This is a genomic window from Bordetella petrii (assembly GCF_020991325.1).
GTDB lineage: Bacteria > Pseudomonadota > Gammaproteobacteria > Burkholderiales > Burkholderiaceae_B > Bordetella_A > Bordetella_A petrii_E.
The window spans coordinates 1-15,860 of record NZ_JAJMLX010000088.1 but is presented as its reverse complement, the minus strand read 5'-3'; the positions used below and the strand labels follow the sequence as shown (position 1 = coordinate 15,860).

The 15,860-nt window shown below is 65.7% G+C and carries 13 protein-coding genes; 6 read left to right on the top strand and 7 right to left on the bottom strand.

Annotation, left to right across the window (positions count from 1 at the left end; all coding sequences use genetic code 11):
• On the top strand, positions 1 to 1,180 hold a 1,180-nt coding region (locus LPZ50_RS11155), incomplete at its 5' end, for a PLP-dependent aminotransferase family protein (RefSeq protein WP_230661371.1).
• Here the strand turns inward: LPZ50_RS11155 and LPZ50_RS11150 are convergent.
• Positions 1,173 to 1,988 carry an IclR family transcriptional regulator gene (locus LPZ50_RS11150; RefSeq protein ID WP_230661369.1) on the bottom strand — a complete coding sequence of 272 codons (816 nt, stop codon included), beginning with the start codon at positions 1,986 to 1,988 and terminating at the stop codon, positions 1,173 to 1,175. The genes LPZ50_RS11155 and LPZ50_RS11150 overlap by 8 nt on opposite strands.
• A gap of 108 nt (positions 1,989 to 2,096) precedes the next feature.
• On the opposite strand from LPZ50_RS11150, the gene LPZ50_RS11145 reads away from it, so the two are divergent.
• Complete coding sequence (locus LPZ50_RS11145) at positions 2,097 to 4,145, top strand: metallophosphoesterase (protein ID WP_230661367.1); 2,049 nt, start codon at positions 2,097 to 2,099, stop codon at positions 4,143 to 4,145.
• A gap of 26 nt (positions 4,146 to 4,171) precedes the next feature.
• Positions 4,172 to 5,137: a Bug family tripartite tricarboxylate transporter substrate binding protein gene (locus tag LPZ50_RS11140; protein ID WP_230661365.1), complete on the top strand. Its 966-nt coding sequence runs from the start codon at positions 4,172 to 4,174 to the stop codon at positions 5,135 to 5,137.
• A gap of 11 nt (positions 5,138 to 5,148) precedes the next feature.
• On the opposite strand, the gene LPZ50_RS11135 is transcribed toward LPZ50_RS11140, so the two are convergent.
• On the bottom strand, positions 5,149 to 6,096 hold the full coding sequence (locus tag LPZ50_RS11135) for a DUF72 domain-containing protein (protein ID WP_230661363.1): 948 nt from the start codon (positions 6,094 to 6,096) through the stop codon (positions 5,149 to 5,151).
• A gap of 108 nt (positions 6,097 to 6,204) precedes the next feature.
• Here LPZ50_RS11135 and LPZ50_RS11130 point away from each other — a divergent pair, with 108 nt between their 5' ends.
• Positions 6,205 to 8,289 (top strand): ATP-dependent helicase, encoded by a 2,085-nt coding sequence (locus LPZ50_RS11130; RefSeq protein WP_230661362.1) that lies wholly within the window; start codon positions 6,205 to 6,207, stop codon positions 8,287 to 8,289.
• A gap of 7 nt (positions 8,290 to 8,296) precedes the next feature.
• On the opposite strand, the gene LPZ50_RS11125 is transcribed toward LPZ50_RS11130, so the two are convergent.
• From LPZ50_RS11125 to cyoA, 5 genes are read right to left on the bottom strand one after another with little or no spacing between them, the layout of a single operon-like run.
• Positions 8,297 to 9,061 carry an SURF1 family protein gene (locus LPZ50_RS11125; protein ID WP_230661360.1) on the bottom strand — a complete coding sequence of 255 codons (765 nt, stop codon included), beginning with the start codon at positions 9,059 to 9,061 and terminating at the stop codon, positions 8,297 to 8,299.
• On the bottom strand, positions 9,058 to 9,441 hold the full coding sequence (cyoD, locus tag LPZ50_RS11120) for a cytochrome o ubiquinol oxidase subunit IV (protein WP_230661358.1): 384 nt from the start codon (positions 9,439 to 9,441) through the stop codon (positions 9,058 to 9,060). The genes LPZ50_RS11125 and cyoD overlap by 4 nt, the downstream gene beginning before the upstream one ends.
• A complete protein-coding gene (gene cyoC, locus LPZ50_RS11115; protein WP_230661354.1) occupies positions 9,438 to 10,064 on the bottom strand; it encodes a cytochrome o ubiquinol oxidase subunit III in 627 nt (208 codons plus the stop codon). Before cyoC ends, cyoD begins: the two co-directional genes overlap by 4 nt.
• Entirely contained in the window at positions 10,057 to 12,060 is a 2,004-nt protein-coding gene (cyoB, locus tag LPZ50_RS11110; RefSeq protein WP_230661352.1) for a cytochrome o ubiquinol oxidase subunit I, read from the bottom strand. The genes cyoC and cyoB overlap by 8 nt, the downstream gene beginning before the upstream one ends.
• Before the next feature lie 55 nt (positions 12,061 to 12,115).
• Positions 12,116 to 13,090, bottom strand: a complete 975-nt coding sequence (gene cyoA, locus LPZ50_RS11105; protein ID WP_230661350.1) for a ubiquinol oxidase subunit II — start codon at positions 13,088 to 13,090, stop codon at positions 12,116 to 12,118.
• A gap of 178 nt (positions 13,091 to 13,268) precedes the next feature.
• Here cyoA and LPZ50_RS11100 point away from each other — a divergent pair, with 178 nt between their 5' ends.
• Both LPZ50_RS11100 and LPZ50_RS11095 read left to right on the top strand, forming a co-directional pair.
• Entirely contained in the window at positions 13,269 to 14,573 is a 1,305-nt protein-coding gene (locus LPZ50_RS11100) for an MFS transporter (protein WP_230661348.1), read from the top strand.
• A 59-nt stretch (positions 14,574 to 14,632) separates the two neighbouring features.
• Positions 14,633 to 15,637: a magnesium and cobalt transport protein CorA gene (locus tag LPZ50_RS11095; RefSeq protein WP_230661344.1), complete on the top strand. Its 1,005-nt coding sequence runs from the start codon at positions 14,633 to 14,635 to the stop codon at positions 15,635 to 15,637.
• Positions 15,638 to 15,860 lie beyond the last annotated feature (223 nt).

Below are 15,860 nucleotides of genomic sequence, written 5' to 3'. Positions count from 1 at the left end.
CCAGGCGGGCGCGGGCCTGTCGGCGCGCGGCGCGCACATCGTGGACGAGGCCTCGGCCTCGCCGTATCAGTGGGGCGCTTTCATGCCCGGGGTGCCCGACGTTACCGAGTTCCCGCACAAGAAGTTCGGCCGCATTGTCAGCGGGCTATGGCGCAATCCCACGCCAGACATGCTGACCTACTCCTACGGGGGCGGGCTGCCGGCCCTGCGCGAGGCCCTGGCCCAGCACCTGGCCGTCACGCGCTCGATCGATTGCGAACCCGACCAGATCATCATCGTGGAAGGCTCGCACCAGGCCATCGACCTGACCACGCGCATCCTGGGCGACGCCGGCGACGTGGCGTGGGTGGAAAACCCCGGCTACTGGGGCGCTCGCACAGTGCTGGCCGCCAATGGCATCCGCATCGAGCACCAGCCGGTGGACGAAGAGGGCATGCAGTTGCCCACGCACATCGACGGGCCGCCGCCGCGCTTCGTGTTCGTGACGCCTTCGCACCAGTATCCGTTGGGGCCGGTGATGTCGCTGGCCCGGCGCCGCCAGTTGCTGGCCATGGCGCGCAACTGGCGCAGCTGGATCATCGAAGACGACTACGACAGCGAATTCCGCTTCTCGGGCCGGCCGATCGCGTCGCTGCAGGGCCTGGAGCCCGATGCGCCGGTCATTTACCTGGGCACTTTCAGCAAGACGCTATACCCCGGCCTGCGCGTGGGTTACCTGGTGCTGCCCAAGGCCCTGACGGCGGCGTTCCAGGCGGCCCATGCCGAACTGTACCGGGAAGGCCACCTGATGACGCACGCGGCGCTGGCCGCTTTTATTTCCGAGGGCCATTACGCGGCCCACATCCGCCGCATGCGCATGTTGTACGCGCGGCGGCGCGCCATGCTGGTGAACCTGATCGAACGCCGCCTGGGCGCCGGCTGGCTGCATCGCGATTCCAGCGACGCGGGCCTGCACCTGGTGCTGAACCTGCCGCCTGGCATGGATGACGCGCGGGTGGTGGAAGTGGCGCGCTCGCGCGGCGTGCTGACCCGGCCCCTGTCGCGCTATTACGCCGCGGGCACCGCGGCCCGGCCCGGCCTGCTGCTGGGCTACGCCTGTGTGCCGGAAAGCGATATCGCGCGCAAGTTCGAGATCGTGCTGGACAGCCTGGCGCAAGTGGCGCGGCGAACCGCTACATGATCCCCATGCGGTATTCCAGGTTCTTCACCAGCGCATGCAGGCGCGGGCCCAGGGTTTTCTCGACATACGCGCGATCCATGTCGTGCGCCGAAATGGTGATGTTGAAGGCCAGCGGCAGGTCGTTCGACCGGTAGCGCATCGGGCAGGCGATGCCGCACAAGTCGGGCTGCCAGTCGCCGTTGACGACGCAGAATCCCAGCCTGTCGATCTCTTCGAACGACTTCGCCAGCGACGGCGAAAAGCGTTCCCACTCGTCGGGAAATTCCTGCGCCAGGCGGCCGCAGATCAATTCGCGTTCTTCCGGCGTTTGCGCGTAAAGCAGCGAGCGGCCGATGCCCGTGCGCAGCAGCGGACGGGTCGACCCGATGTCCGGGCGCGTCCGGTTCGAATGCCCGTCCTGCACGGTTTCCACGTACACCACCTGCAGGCGGTCGCGGGTGCCCAGCGTGACGGGGCCGCGGGCAAAGCGCGCCAGTTCGACCATGTCGTGCGAGGCCAGCTGGCGCAAGGTCAGGTGGACCAGCAGCGGATACCCCAGCGACAGCACGGCCGGCCCCAGGGTGTATTTGCCGGTATGCGCATCGCGGCGCAGGTAGCCCAGCCCCACCAGCGTGAAGGTCAGCCGCGACACGGTGGGCCGCGTCAGCCCGAGCTTCTCGGCCAGTTCCTTGTTGCCCAGCAGCGGCTGGGCCGGCGAAAAGCAGCGCAGTACGTCCAGCCCGTGGGAAAGCGTAGAAGCGAACTGCGGGTGGGACTGCAGCGCATCGCGAGGCTCGAGTTCGTAGTGGGCGGGAATCTTGGTGTGCATGCCAGCTCAGGGATAGACGGTATTGACATTGTACTCGCGGCCGAAATATAAACTTTAATACTGATTATTAGATATGAATTCCATTAAATGGAATTGATGGGAGTTTCGATGTCCGATACCGTCTTGCGCCAGCCCCGGGGCCGGCACTTGTTCAGCTTTGCCGTGGTGGCCGATACGCACGTCAACGAATCGGAGGACACCTGCACGTCGCCGTTCGCCACCAACGCGCGGGCCAATGCGCGCGCCCGCTATGTGTTCCAGGACATCGCGGCCCTGCAGCCGGCGCCCGCCTTCGTGATTCACCTGGGCGACATCGTGCACCCCGTACCCAGCCAGGCGTCGTTCGACGAGGCGGCGCGCCGCTTCAAGAGCATGACGCGGGTACTGGAAATGCCGCTGCACCTGGTGCCGGGCAACCACGACGTGGGCGACAAATGCATAGACTGGATGCCGGCCGACATTGTTTGCGACGACTATCTACAGAAGTACCGCGCCACGTTCGGGCCTGATTACTACGCGTTCGACCACGGCGGGGTGAGGTTCCTGATTGTCAACGCGCTGTTGTTCAATTCGAAGCTGGCCGCCGACCAGGCGCAACGCGACTGGATAGACGAGCAGTTGGCCGGCGCTGGGGGCCGCGTGTTCGTGTCCCTGCACTATCCGCCGTACCTGCTGGATGCCGGCGAAAAGGGTTCGTACGACAACATCGACGAACCGGGCCGCAGCTGGCTGCTGTCGCGCCTGCAGCACCCCGGCGTCGAGGGTGTGCTGGCCGGCCATGTGCACAATTTCTGGTATGACGTGGTGGGAAACGCCGAGTTGTACATGCTGCCGTCCACGGCCTTCCTGCGCCATGACTTTTCCGAGTTCTACCGGGTGGATCCGGCCGACGAATTCGGCCGGGGCGACGTCGAGAAGTTCGGCTACTTCATCGTCGACGTGCATGAGCACGGCCACGTAGCCAAGCTGATCCGCACGCATGGCGAGATGCGGGGCGAAGCCGCGGCGCCCGCGTCCGCCCCGCAGCGGCTGCCGCCGGTGCACAGCAAGACGGCCGTGAACGACAAATTCGCGGTGGAAATGCGGCACCCCTGGGCCGAGGTGGTCGAAGTGCCGTGCACGGGCGGCGTGCAGGAATTCGGCCGGAAGCTGGCCCGCAACGATTACCCGTTGATGGCGATCTGGGAAATGGGCCTGCGCGTATTGAAGATTCCCGCGCAGGACCTGGCCAACCCCGTCACGAACCGGCGCGCGCGCATGATGAGCGACGTGGGGCACTCGTTCATCGTCACCTCGCTCGGCCTGCCCGACCCCGCCCTGCTGGAACAGGCGGCATCGCAAGGGGTGCGCGTGCGCGCCGTCGAAATCAACCTGACGCGGCAACGCCTGCAAGAGGCCGTGCCCGGCCTGCGCCGCCTGCGCGCGCAGACCGGGGTCCAGCTGTTTTTTTCCATGGTGCGCACCGGGGAAGACGATGCGCACTTCGATGGCAAGCACTACAGCCACTTCGTCAATACCGGCATGCGCATCGGCGAGCTTGACGCGGCGCACGCCTGGCTGGCGCCGCTGCTGCGCGATGGCCTGCTGGACGGCGCCACGGTGCGGCTGGACTGGGGAAGCGACCTGTTGGATGCGCACCAGGCGCTGGCGGCGCAGGCCGGGCAGTGGGGCTGCACTCTGTTGGCGGGCGTGAAGCTGGCAGACCGGCTGGCGGCAGCCAATACCGACGACTACGCCATTGCGCGCGCGGCCAGCCTGGCCTTTGTCGCGGGCCGCACCGGCGACGCCGTGCAGTACGCCTTCGACACGTTCATGGACGTAGACCGCGGCTACTTCCCCCGCAACGGGTTCATCGACCGCCGCTACGACCCGCGCCCCGCCGCGCTTGCGCTGGCCGCATTGAATGCCGCGCTGCCGGAGCACGGGCAGGCCAGCGTGGCGCGGCTGGTGCAATCGTCCGACCTGAGCGTGACCGGCATTGCCATGGGCGGCGCCAATTACCAATTGATCGCGGGACGGGCCGCGCCGGCCTGGAGGCATATCGCCGAGCAGGCGCGGGCGCGCCGCGTGGTGGACCTGTTGCGCGGCTACCGCGCGGGCGGGCCGCCTGCTCCGGAAGCAGCCGATGAGCGAGTGCTGTTGCTCGTCGAGCCGTAGTCATTCTTTCATCAGGGAGAAGTGCCATGGTGCGAATCAACAGGAAATGGCTGGCAATGCTGGCCTTGTCATGGTTGCCGGCGTGGTGTGCGGCCGGGGCTTTCCCCGATAAGCCCGTTCGCTTGATCGTGGCCTACACCCCGGGCGGCGCCACCGATGTCATTGCCCGCGTGCTGGCGGCGCAATTGACCAAGAAGTGGAACCAGCAGGTGGTGGTGGAGAACAAGGCGGGCGCGGGCGGCATGATAGGCGCCGACCAGGTGGTGCAGGCGGCGCCGGACGGCTACACCCTGCTGCTGGCCTACACGCCGGAAGTTTCTATCAACAAGCTGATCTACAAACAGATGCGGTACGACCCGTTGAAAGACCTGCAGCCGATCGCCCGCGTGGCCCAGGCGCCGCTGGTGCTGGTCAGCGGGCCGAAGCTGCCCGTGCGTAGCTACCAGGAATTGCTGGACCAGGGCCGGGGCCGCCAGGTGTCGTTCGGCTCGCCCGGAACCGGCGGCCAGCAGCACCTGGCGGGCGAACTGCTGAAACTGCGCTCGGGCATGAACCTGCTGCACATCCCGTACCGTGGCACTTCCGCGGCGGTAGCCGACCTGGTGGGCGGGCAGATCGATATTTTCTTTGCCACGGCCCCCGCCATCATCGGGCATATCCGCAGCGGCAAGCTGCATCCGCTATTGGTGGCGGGGCCCACGCGGGAAGGCATTCTGCCGGACACGCCAACCGCGGCGCAAGTGGGCCTGGACGACTTCGAAATTTCGAACTGGTTCGGGCTGTTCGGACCGGCCGGCATGGATCCTGCCCTGGTATCGCGGATGTCGGATGACGTGGCGCAGATATTGCAGCAGGCTGACACGGCCAAGTCCCTGACCGACCAGGGCCTGACGGTGGCCTACCGCGACCCGGCCCAGTTCAGCACTTTCATCGATGCCGAAATGAAGAAGTACGCGGCGATCATCAAGGCCACCGGCGTACCGCAACAATAAGCGCGCGGCGCTCAGGCGCTGCGCAGCGCGGCCGCCAGCCCCGCCGCATTGCGCATGCCCTGGTCCTGGTAGTTGGTGTTCAGCACGGCATGCGCCTGGCGCACGCGTTCGGCCAGGCGCTTGAGCCGTTCGGCCAGTTCCGCCAGCTCGGCGGGCGAATACTCGTACTGGAAGCGGCCGGACGACGCGCCCGACATGTTGTTCCAGGCGGCGGCGTTGCGCCCATGCAGGCGCAGCAGGGCCAGGTCGGAGTGCGTGGTTTCCCATATCGCGGGCACGGTGTTGTCGTAGCCTTGCGGGGCATCCACCACCGTGTGCACGACCCGAAGCTCGCGTTGCAAGGCCAGGGTCGAGGCGGTGGCGGCTTGCGTATCGAACCAGCTGCGATGGCGGAATTCCGCCGACATCAGGTGTTCGTCCATGTGGCGCGCGCAATCCCGCAACAAGGCCGCGCCGCGCGCGTCGCGCTTGACCCAGGGCGCGAACTGGAAATGCACCAGGCCCAGCTTGCCGGCCATGCGCAAGGGTTCCAGCGCGATCAGGAAGCGCCGCCACAGTTCGGCCCGCAGTTCGGACGGCACCTGGTTATAGAAGACCGCCGGGCCTTGGCGCTGCGTCAGCGGGTGGCGCGATGGCGGGGCGTCGAGGGCGTCGTCGTCCGGCCCCGCCAGTTCGCGCCGGATGTCGGCGGGCAGGGCGCGCAAGCCGGCCGGATGGCCGGTGAACAGGCGGAAGGCCTTGATGTTGAACACGAAATCGTCCGGCGTGCGGCTGGCCCACAGATGCGCCATGTGGCCGCTGGGCATGCCGTAATAGGTGGCGTCCACTTCGGCCAGCCCGAACCGGCTGGCGTAATGGCGCAGCCGGCCTTCGGGGCTGCGCAGCCCGGCGGGGTAGAAGCGGCCGCAGGCCAGCAGGGTGGGGTCGGTCCAGGAGGCGGTGCCGGTCAGGATGGGCATGGCGGCGTAGCCTGCCGCGGCCGCAGGGGCGGCGCGGCGCACGACAGCGGGGGGCGAGTTCCGTTATAGTCTGTATGAATATACAGTATTCGCGACCCCGCCTGTTTCATGTCCACGCCTGCCGATTCCACTCCCGCTGACCCCTTGTCCGACCTGAACCCGGCCCAGCGCGCCGCCGCCGAGTTCGGCGTGGGCCAGCCGGATGCCCCGGCGCTGCTGGTCATCGCCGGCGCCGGGTCCGGCAAGACCAGCACCCTGGCGCACCGGGTGGCCCACCTGATCCTGAACGGCGCCGATCCCCAGCGCATGCTGCTGCTGACGTTTTCGCGCCGCGCCGCGCAGGAAATGGAGCGCCGCGTGGGCACGGTGCTGCGGCGCGTGATGAAGCTGCATTCTACCCAGCAGGCGCCGACGCTGCCCTGGGCGGGCACGTTTCACAGCATCGGGGCGCGCCTGCTGCGCGAATGCGCCGGCCGCATCGGCCTGTCGGAAAGCTTCACCATCCACGATCGCGGCGATGCCGAAGACCTGATGGGCATGGTGCGCCATGAACTGGGGTTCTCGTCCACCAGCGAGCGTTTCCCGCTGAAGGGCACCTGCCTGGCCATTTATTCGCGCGTGATCAACAGCCAGGCCCCGGTGGGCGATGTGCTGAAGCAGGCATTCCCCTGGTGCGCCCAATGGGAAGACGCCCTGAAGAAATTGTTCGCGGCGTATGTGCAGGCCAAGCAGGACCAGCAGGTGCTCGACTACGACGACCTGCTGCTGTACTGGTCGGAAATGATGGGCGACGAGGTGCTGGCGGGCGATGTGGGCGCGCGCTTCGACCACGTGCTGGTGGACGAATACCAGGACACCAACCGCCTGCAGGCGGCCATTCTGCTGGCCATGAAGCCGGACGGCCGCGGCCTGACGGTAGTGGGCGACGATGCCCAGTCCATTTATTCGTTCCGGGCCGCCACGGTGCGTAATATCCTGGATTTCCCAGGGCAGTTCGCACGGCCGGCCCACGTCATTACGCTGGAACGCAATTACCGATCCACCCAGCCCATCCTGGACGCGTCCAATGCCGTCATCGGCCTGGCCAGCGAACGGTATACCAAGAACCTCTGGACCGATCGCGCATCGTCGAACCGCCCCGCGCTGGTCACGGTAAGCGACGAAGGCGGCCAGGCGCGCTGGGTGGCCGACCAGGTGCTGGCGCAGCGGGAACAGGGCGCCACCCTGAAATCGCAGGCCGCCCTGTTCCGCGCATCGAACCACAGCGCGGCGCTGGAACTGGAACTGACCCGGCGCAATATCCCCTTCGTGAAGTTCGGCGGCCTGCGCTTTCTTGAAGCGGCGCATATCAAGGACGTGCTGTCGCTGCTGCGCTGGGCCGAGAATCCGCGTGGGCGGCTGGCGGGCTTCCGGGTGGCGCAATTGCTGCCCGGCATCGGGCCGGGCATCGCGGGCCGCCTGATGGACACCCTGGCCGGCGCGTCCGACCCCCAGGCCGCGCTGCGCGCGTTCAAGCCGGGCTCGGCGGCCAAGGCCGACTGGGAGGCATTCGTGGAAATCTACGCCGCCCTGCGCGCGCCGGGCCTGCAATGGCCGGCGGACCTGGACCTGGCCTTGCGCTGGTATGGCCCGCAGCTAGAACGCCTGTACGAAGACGCCCGGGTGCGCAAGGCCGACCTCGACCAACTGGGGCGCATCGGAGCCGGCTATGCCAGCCGCGAACGCTTCCTGACGGAACTCACGCTGGACCCGCCCGACGCCACCAGCGCCGAATCGGGGCCGCCGCTGCGCGACGAAGACTACATGATCCTGTCCACCATCCATTCGGCCAAGGGGCAGGAATGGAAGTCGGTGTATGTGTTGAACGCGGTGGACGGCTGTATTCCGTCGGACATGAGCACCGGTACCGCCGACGAAATCGAAGAAGAGCGGCGCCTGCTGTATGTGGCAATGACGCGGGCCAAGGAACAGTTGCAGCTGATCATGCCGCAGCGGTTTTATGTGCACCAGCAAACCGGCCTGGGCGACCGCCACGTGTACGGCTCGCGCACGCGCTTCATTCCCGAGCCCTTGCTGCCCTTGTTCGACATGCTGCCCAAGCCGCCCGAACTGCCGTTCGGGCGCGGCCGGCCCGGCGCCGAGTCCGCGCCGCGCATCGACGTGGCGCAGCGGGTGCGCAAGCTGTTTTCGTAATTCGTGCCTATGTGTCGTCGCGCCCGCGCCGTTCGACGCGTATGGCAATGACCGCGCCCACGATCACCATCGCCGCCAGGGCGAACCAGGTAATGGCATAGGAAAGGTGATTGTTCGGAAAATCGATTACCGTCAGGCCCGGTATCGGGGCCACGGCAGGGTCGGACGCCTGGCCTGGCCCTTTTTCCACATCGATGAAATAGGGCGCGACGTCGCCCAGGCCGCGCGCCGCCGCAATGGCGCCGGTATCGCGCGAATACCAGATATTGCGGGCCGGGTCGTTGGTGCGCAGGAAAGTCTCGGGTTCGGACATCCGCAACAAGCCGGCCACGCTGATTTCGCCGGCCGCAGGGTCTGGATGGGGCCGCTTGCGCCAAGCCGGCAGCACGAAGCCGCGGTTGATCAGCACGGTACCGCCGTCGCTCAATTGCAGCGGCGTCATCACCCAATAGCCGCTGCCGTAGTCGGTGGTGGCCTGGACCAGGGTTTCCTGGTCATGGCGCGGCGTGCCGCGGGCCTGTACATGCCGGTATTCGTCGCCGCCGCGGCTAAGGGAAGGCCATTGGGCCGGCAGCGGCGCGGGGACGACGGGTTGATGCACGCGCTGGTCCACCTGGGAAATCAGCTCGAGCTTCCAGGCGCGGCGCTGCACCTGCCAGGCGCCCAGCGAGCAGAATACGGCAAACAGTACGGCTGCCAGTACACACAGGACGATGATCCTGGCGGTGCGGCGGGGTGGGGATGGGGGCTGTGTGGAAGGCTGGGCGGTCACGGCATGTTTCGCATGTCGTATGGCGACATGGGCATCATATTGTGATCCAGATGGTACATGATCCAGATCGAGCCGCTCAGCGCGATGACCACCAGCACCAGGGTGAACACGATGGAAAGCATGTTCCAGCCTTCCTCGGCCTGGAAGTCGACGTGCAGGAAATAAATGACGTGAACCACGATCTGCACGATGGCGATGGCCAGGATCACCATGCCGGTGACCCGTGAACTGGAAAAGACATTGGCCATGACAATGAAGAACGGGATGGCCGTCAGGATGGCCGCCAGCACGAAGCCCAGCAGATAGCCATGCAGCGAGGCGTGGGCCAGGGGATCTTCTTCGTGGTCGTGGCCGTTGTTGGGGGAGGCGGGTTGGCTCATGGCAGGACTCCCATCAGGTAGACCACGGTGAAGACGCCGATCCAGACCACGTCCAGGAAGTGCCAGAACATCGACAGGCACATCAGTCGTCGTTTGTTGGGAATGATCAGGCCGTGCATGCGGATCTGCGCCATCAGCACCACCAGCCAGACGATGCCGAACATGACATGCAATCCGTGGGTGCCGACCAGCGCGAAGAATGCCGACAGGAAGGCGCTGCGCTGCGGACCCGCGCCTTCCGAGATCAGGTGCGTGAACTCATAGATTTCCAGGCCCAGGAAACCCACGCCCAGCAGGCCCGTGACCGCCAGCCAGCCCAGCAGCGAGCCCGTCCGGCCCTTGCGCCCCTGCAGCAGCGCAAAGCCGTAGGTGATGGAGGACATCAGCAGCAGCGCCGTATTCAGGGCCACCAGCGGCAGGTCGAAGAGATCGGCGCCGGTCGGGCCGCCATCGTAGTTGCGGCCCAGCACCGCGTAAGTGGCGAACAGGCACGCGAAGATCAGGCAGTCGCTCATCACGTACACCCAGAACCCCAGCAAGGTGCCGTTCTTTACATGGTGTTCTTCCGTCAGGTAGAACTGGGGCGCGTCGTCGCCCGGCAGGGTGGCGGTGTGTTCAGACATGGCTGGCCAGCAGTCGGGTGCGATCGTCTTCGCTGCGGGCGACGTCATCGGCCGGCAGGTAGTAATCGCGTTGGTAGTTGAAAGTATGGAAAATCGCCACGCCGATCACGGCGGCGAAGCTCAGGATGGCCAGCGGCCACATGCGCCAGATCAGCGCGAAGCCCATTATCAGTGAAATGCCCGCCAGCACAATGCCCGCCCAGGTATTGGCCGGCATGTGGATGGGGATGAAGCCGCTCAGCGGCCGCGTGTAGCCCAGTTGTTTCATTTGCCACCAGGCGTCGCGCTCGTGCACCAGCGGCGTGAAGGCAAAATTGTAGGCGGGCGGCGGCGACGAAGTGGACCACTCCAGGGTACGGGCGTTCCAGGGGTCGCCGGTGTGGTCGCGCAATGCCTCGCGCCGCTTGAAGCTGACGTACAGCTGGATCAGGAAGCACGCGATGCCGCCGGCGATCAGCAGCGCGCCCACGGCGGCGATCTGGAACCAGATCTGCAGCGAAGCGTCGTCGAAGCGGTTCATGCGCCGCGTCACTCCCAACAGTCCCAGCACATACAGCGGCATGAAGGCCACATAGAAGCCCACCAGCCACAGCCAGAACGACCACTTGCCCCAGAACGGATCCAGGCGGTAGCCGAAGGCCTTGGGGAACCAGTAGGTGATTCCTGCGAACAGGCCGAACACCACGCCTCCGATGATGACATTGTGGAAATGCGCGATGAGGAACAGGCTGTTGTGCAGGGCGAAGTCGGCGGGAGGCACCGCCAGCAGCACACCGGTCATGCCGCCTATCACGAAGGTGACCATGAAACCCACCGTCCAGAGCATCGGCACTTCGAAGCGGATGCGGCCGCGGAACATGGTGAACAGCCAGTTGAACACCTTGGCCCCGGTGGGGATGGAGATGATCATGGTGGTGATGCCGAAGAACGAATTGACGCTGGCGCCGGACCCCATCGTGAAGAAGTGGTGCAGCCAGACCAGGTAAGACAGCACGGTGATCACCACCGTGGCATACACCATCGATGCGTAGCCGAACAGCCGCTTGCGGCAGAAGGTGGGCACGATCTCGGAAAATATGCCGAAGACCGGCAGCACCAGGATATAGACCTCGGGATGGCCCCAGATCCAGATCAGGTTCACGTACATCATGGCGTTGCCGCCGCCGTCGGCCGTGAAGAAATTGGTGCCCACGTAGCGGTCCATGGCCAGCAGTGCCAGCGCGGCGGTCAGTACCGGGAACGACACGACGATCAGCACGTTGGTGCACAGCGCGGTCCAGGTGAAAATGGGCATGCGCATCATGTGCATGCCCGGGGCGCGCATCTTGATGATGGTGACCAGCAGGTTCACGCCCGACAGCAGCGTGCCTACCCCCGCTATCTGCAATGCCCAGATGTAATAGTCCACGCCCACATCCGGACTGTTCAAGATGCCGGATAGCGGTGGATACGCCAGCCAGCCCGTGCGCGCGAATTCGCCCACGAACAGCGACAGCATCACCAGCACGGCGCCGACGACGGTCATCCAGAAGCTGAAGTTGTTCAGGAACGGAAAGGCCACGTCGCGCGCGCCGATCTGCAGCGGCACCACGTAGTTCATCAGGCCGGTGACCAGCGGCATGGCCACGAAGAAAATCATGATCACGCCATGGGCGGTGAAGATCTGGTCGTAGTGGTGCGGCGGCAGGTAGCCCGCGCTGTCGCCGAAGGCAATGGCCTGCTGGGCGCGCATCATCAGGGCGTCGGCGAAGCCGCGCAGCAGCATGATCAGCCCCAGCACCACGTACATGATGCCGATTTTCTTGTGGTCGATGCTGGTGAACCATTCGCGCCACAGGTAGCCCCACAGCCGGAAGTAAGTAATGGCGCCCAGCACCGCGGCGGCGCCCAGCGCCACGCCGATGAACGTGATCACCAGGATGGGCTCGTGCAGGGGAATGGCGTCCCAGCTCAGGCGTCCGAACAACAGGCTTTCGGTGGCGGAATGGTCTGGCATGGTCGGTGTTCCTGCAAGATTCGTTCGTCTGGCTGGGGCTGGGTCGGGCGCCTGGCTACATGGCGGGGCGGGGGGCCAGTTGCGGCGGTAATTCCAGGCCGGCCTGGCGGGGCGCCCGGCAGATCGAGCCGGCCATATCCAAGGGGCAATCGGCGCCGGGCCGCACGCAGCGGCCCAGGATCGCGTCGTACAGACCGGCGTCTACCGTGGCGAAGCGCTGCACGGGCGCGGCCACGCTGGGTTGTTCCAGCTGCAGATAGGCGGCGCGGTCCAGCGCGGCGCCGGAAGCCTTGCCGGCCTGCACCCATTGGTCGAAGGCGTCCTGCGACAGGCCATGGAACTTGAAGCGCATCTGGGAAAAACCCTCGCCGCTGTAGTTGGCCGAAAAACCGTCGTACTCGCCGGGATGGTTGATGACGGCATGCAGGCGGGTCTGCATGCCCGGCATGGCGTAGATCTGCCCGGCCAGCGCCGGGATGTAGAACGAGTTCATCACGCTGGACGACGTGATCTTGAACTCGATGGGGCGGTCGACCGGCGCGGCCAGTTCATTGACCGTGGCGATGCCTTGTTCGGGATACAGGAACAGCCATTTCCAGTCCAGCGCCACCACCTGGACCTCCAGCGGCTGGACGCCAGCGGGCACGGGGCGGTCGGCATCGATGCGGGAAAGCGGACGATAGGGATCCAGTTGATGGGTGCTGACCCAGGTCAGCGCGCTGAGCGCCACGATGATCAGCAGCGGCGCCGACCATATCAGCAGCTCGAGGATGGTGGAGTGGTCCCAGTCGGGTTTGTAGGTGGCTTCGGTATTGCTTTCGCGGTAGCGCCACGCAAACCACAGGGTGGCGGCAATGACCGGCACGATGATCAGCAGCATCAGGCCGGTGGAAACGAGGATGATGTCGCGCAGTTGCCAGGCGACGTCGCCGGACGGCGACAGCAGCACAGCCTTGCTGCAGCCGCCAAGCGCGCCGAGTACGGGAAGGATCAGTGCGGCTTTTGGCGTTCTGAAAAACGGCACGGACATGCAACCCCCTTAAGGATATGGATGGCCCACCCTCAAAGAATATTTGCAACCCTACTCTGGAAGCTTTGAAAAATCTAGAGTAAAAAGGAAGTCAGTTCGATTCGTGGAGCGGCCGGCAACCCCGTCGTCGCCTGATCGGGGCAGTCTGTTTCCCAGCACAGACGGAGCGAGTCATCGTATGTCCAGTACCGCGATGCAGTATCCCCAATCCACCCAGGATTCCAGCCACGGCAACGTCGCGCCCGGAGAAATCGCGGTCGGCGTGATCATCGGCCGGGCTTCTGAATACTTCGACTTCTTCGTTTTCGGCATCGCGTGTGTTGCCGTTTTTCCACACGTTTTTTTCCCGTTCGAGCCCCCGCTGTACGGCACGCTGTGGTCGTTCGCGATCTTTTCCTTTGCCTTCATATGCCGGCCGTTCGGCACCGCCATTTTCATGGCGGTGCAGCGCCGCTGGGGGCGGGGCACCAAATTGACGGTGGCCCTGTTCCTGCTGGGCACCGCTACCGTGGGCATGGCGTTCCTGCCGGGCTACGAGGCCATCGGGCCGATGGCGATCGCGCTGCTGTCGGTGTTCCGCTGCCTGCAAGGCATTGCCCTGGGCGGTTCGTGGGACGGGCTGCCTTCGCTGCTGGCGCTGAACGCGCCGCGCGCCCGGCGTGGCTGGTATGCCATGCTGGGCCAGTTGGGGGCGCCGGTGGGTTTCATGCTGGCCAGCGCCATCTTTCTGTACCTGTTCAGTACGCTCAGCACGCAAGACCTGCTGGAATGGGGCTGGCGCTATCCTTTCTTCGTGGCGTTCGCCATCAATGTGGTGGCGCTGTTTGCGCGGCTGCGGCTGGTGCTTACCGAGGAATACACCCGCCTGCTCGACGAACGCGAGCTTTCGCCGATTCCCGTTTCCAAGGTCATCGATGAACAGGCCTACAACGTCTTCATCGGCGCCTTCGCGGCCCTGGCAAGCTATGCGTTGTTCCACCTGGTAAGCATTTTCCCGCTGTCATGGATCAGCCTGCATGGCGAGCGCTCGCTGGTCAGTGTATTGAGCGTGCAGATCGTGGGCGCGGCCCTGAGCTTCGTGGCCACCATCGCTTCAGGCTGGATCGCCGACCATTTCGGCCGCCGCCGGACACTGGGCACGCTGGCGGCGCTGATCGGCCTGTTCGCGCTTGCCGCGCCGTGGCTGCTGGCCGGCGGCGCGCTGGGCGAGAACACCTTCATCCTGTGCGGTTTCGTGCTGCTGGGCCTGTCGTATGGGCAGGCCTCGGGCACCGTGACGTCGAATTTCTCGATGCATTTCCGCTATACCGGGGCCGCGCTCACCACCGACATGGCCTGGCTGTTCGGCGCGGCATTCGCGCCCCTGGTCGCGCTGGGGCTGTCCATGAAGTTCGGGCTGGTCGCCACCAGCGTCTATCTCATTTCCGGCGCCGTCTGCACGCTGCTGGCGCTGCGCATCAACCGGTTGATCGAAGCCAACTGAGCTATCATGCCCCGATCGTCCGGCGCCCCGTGCCGGACGCGATTCAAGCGGAGGCGTGCATGCCGCAAGATCAACCCGTTGCGCCGCAGCCGGAAACCGAGGTAGTGGCGTCGGTGGCGTATGTGCAGGGCCAACGGTCGCACGACGTGGCGCTCGAAGACATCAAGTCGTACACCTGCCAGGATGAAAACCTGCTGTGGATCGGGCTGCGCAACCCTCGCGGTGAACTGCTGCAGCGGGTGGCCGACGACCTGGGCATCCGCCCCAAGACGCGCGACGAAATGCTGGAATCGCATCGCCGGCCCAAGATCATCGATTTCGGCCATTGCGTGCTGGTGGTGGCCATCACCGTCGAGGTCGACCAGGGCCGGCCCGTGTTCGGCGAAACCCAGATCCTGATCGGGCGCGGCTTCCTGGTAACCGTGCGGCGCGGCGCCACTGCCAGCCACAGCTCGCTGCGCGAGCGCCTGGAATCGGCGCCCGACCTGCTGCGCCGGGGCAGCGACTACGTGGCATCGGAACTGCTGGACCTGCTCATCGACCGCTATGTGGCGGCCGCGGCCCAGCTGGAAAGCGTGGTGGAATCGGCCGAGCAAAAGCTGTTGATCCGCGGCGCCAAGGATTCCGACATACGCAAGCTGTATCGCCAGCGCCGCGACCTGCTGCGCATTCACACCGTGATCGCGCCGCTGGCCGAGATATGCCGGCGCCTGGCCAGCATGGACATGTCCGCCGTGGATGCCAACGCGCGCCCGTATTTCGCCGTGGTGGCCGACCGCGTGCTGCGGGTCGACGAACTGATCAATGCCCTGCGCGAAGCCCTGGCGTTCGCTTTCGAGGCCAGCCTGATGATCGCCCAGTCGCAGCAAAGCGACATCACCCGCCGGCTGGCCTCATGGGCCGCCATCCTGGCCGTGCCCACCGCGGTTGCCGGCATCTATGGCATGAATTTCGAATTCATGCCCGAACTCAAGTCCGTCTGGGGGTATCCGGTGACCCTGCTGGGCATCGCCACGGTGTGCTCGGTGCTGTACTGGCGGTTCCGCAAGGCCGGATGGCTGTAGCGGGCTTGTCGCGCGCCGGGTGTGCCTGGCGCCGATCCATGGCAAACTCCACGCCATTCTTCTATTTCCCGGAAACGCTTCCATCTTGCGCAGGTTCTCATTTGGCCGTCTGGGCCGCAGGCTGGGCGGTGTATTGGGCGTGGCCCTGGCCGCCGCGCTGGTGCACTGGTTCCAGGGCGGCCGCGGCGACGCGCCCACCCCATCGGCCGGGCAGTCGGCGTCC